The 2381-nt window shown below is 44.6% G+C and carries 2 protein-coding genes; both read left to right on the top strand.

Features of this window, described 5'->3' with window-relative positions; genetic code table 11:
- The first annotated feature begins 184 nt into the window (after positions 1–184).
- Positions 185–988, top strand: a complete 804-nt coding sequence (locus tag QMA35_RS21355) for an enoyl-CoA hydratase-related protein (protein WP_281649161.1) — start codon at positions 185–187, stop codon at positions 986–988.
- Between the two features lie 281 nt (positions 989–1269).
- Positions 1270–2163, top strand: coding sequence for a DMT family transporter (locus QMA35_RS21360; protein ID WP_281649162.1), 894 nt, complete (start codon positions 1270–1272; stop codon positions 2161–2163).
- Positions 2164–2381: the final 218 nt, after the last annotated feature.

Here is a 2381-nt window from a genome sequence, read left to right on the forward strand (position 1 = left end):
AACAGAGCGTTAGATTCCTCTATTTTCGCTGATTTCTCTCATGGTCAAGCGGTTATGAAAAACTGTCCGAAGTATTGTATTCAGTAAAGCACTGCTTTTCGAAACCTGAAGCCGCTGAAAACCGTGAACTTCTGCCAAGGTTTGGTATGGTTTGTGACTTGGACAAGAAGCGAAAGCCAGAATAATGAATACCTTTCCCAAGTTAACTGATGCTCTTCTCACTGTGGAAAACAGAGTTGCTCTGCTGACTCTGAATCGCCATGACATTCGTAATGCCCTCACGGGTTCGAGCCTTGTGGATGATATTCTCACAGTTGCTGAATGGGTGAATACCTCTGACGATGTTTCTGTTCTGGTCATTACCGGAGCCGGTTCTGCTTTTTGTGCGGGCGGTAATATTCATGATATGGCTGAACGAAAGAATGACTTCGCTGGTGGTGTCGCAGAATGTGAAGAGCGCTATCGCCGGGGAATTCAGCGAATGCCTTTGGCTATGCAGGATATTGAAGTGCCTGTTATTGCCGCAATTAATGGTGCAGCTGTAGGAGCCGGGTTTGATTTGTGCAATATGTGCGATATTCGCATCGCTTCTGAAAACGTCAAAATGGGCGAGACCTTCCTGAATCTTGGAATCATTCCCGGTGATGGCGGTGCCTGGCTTTTACAACGTTTGATTGGTTATCAACGGGCCTTTGAACTGACAATGACTGGTCGTCTTGTAACTGCGCAGGAAGCCAAAGAACTGGGCATAGTTATGGATACTGTTCAACACGATCAACTTTTACCGGAAGCCCTGAAACTCGCAGGTTCAATGGCATCTCAACCGCCGAAAGCGACCCGTCTGACCAAACGTCTACTAAAGATGGCTCAGAAGATGGAGATGAAAGAGTTTCTGGATGTCTGTGCCTGTTTTCAGGGCATGTGTCATAACGAACCAGAACATCTTGAAGCGGTCAATAAAATGCTGGTGGCTATGGGGAAGGGGTAATTGAGAACGCCCCCTGAACATTCGGATTTAGTTGTAAAAATGGAAGAGCAGTTTTCTTCGTGAATTGAAAGTTTTTGCGCCTCAGAGATCATGAGCATTTGAGGCGCATGGGGAAACAGCATCAGTCAGACTTATTCAAGACTATCCCAAGGATAAAGCTTACGCTTCGCCATAATAATGGATTGAGTTATGAAATTATTTGCTGGAGGAATAATTGGGTGGATTCATATTACAGCTCAGGCATAGTGATGATCTATTAATAGTAAAAATGCTTTGTCGGAATGAGTTCATCAAGTGTATTGAGACTGCTATTGCTGGCAGCTATCTGGGGCGGCTCTTTCCTTTTTATGCGAATCTGTGCAACAGTCTTGAGCCCGGCCGTGATGATTGAAGCCAGAGTAGGGCTGGCAGCATTGTTTCTGCTTTTTGTTTCATTCTGGTTGAAGAAAAACATTTCTTTAATCAATCATTGGAGACACTTTCTGATAATTGGCTTGTTGAATACAGCCTTGCCCTTTTTGTTGTTTGCCTGGTCAGCCCAGGTTTTGACAGCTTCTATGTTGTCCATCCTGAATGCCACTGCCCCAATATGGGGAGTACTTATCAGTGTATTACTTAAACAAAGTACATTGTCTATAAGATCATCTATGGGACTGATATGTGGTACTGCCGGAGTCATACTGCTGGTTGGTTTGGATCAAGTTTCTTTTCAGGAAGGGGCTCCTCTGGCAATTATGGCTGCTCTGGGAGCCGCACTGAGTTATGGTGTTGCCAGCATTTATGCTCGTTCAGTCACAAACGTATCTCCTTTCGATAATGCCCATGGAAGTATGTGGGCTGCCACTTTGCTTGTTATTCCCTTAATCCCTTTTTCCCCAACCAATAATCTGCCCGGTGTTGATATATTGTTGGCAGTAGTATTGCTAGGCGTTCTGTGTACAGGCGTCGCTTATTTGTTGTATTTCAAACTTATTGCTGACATCGGTGCACCCTCGGCTCTAACTGTGACCTTTTTAATCCCGGTTTTTGGTATTTTGTGGGGGCATTTGATACTTGATGAAACTGTTGGTTGGCATACTGTTATCGGTACATTATTGGTCGTTGTGGGTACTGCGCTGGTCACAGGATTTTCGTGGGTGAATCTTGCGAAAGTCTGGAGAGAACAGAGAGCCTGAATTGTTATCCGGGTAACCACATAACCGAAGATGATTGTCAGACTTCGAAAAGCGAGGCATATGAAAAGTGCCGAATGATACCTGAAAAGCAAACTCACCAGTTAATTGTCAACGCCTCCTAGCAGCCTGTCGGACTTAAAACGTCAATCAAGATAGAATCGAACATCCAGTTGCAGTGGCGTCAAGCTCTATGAATAAATGGATATTCAAACCCGTTG

The sequence above is a fragment of the Parendozoicomonas sp. Alg238-R29 genome (assembly GCF_947331445.1).
GTDB lineage: Bacteria > Pseudomonadota > Gammaproteobacteria > Pseudomonadales > Endozoicomonadaceae > Sansalvadorimonas.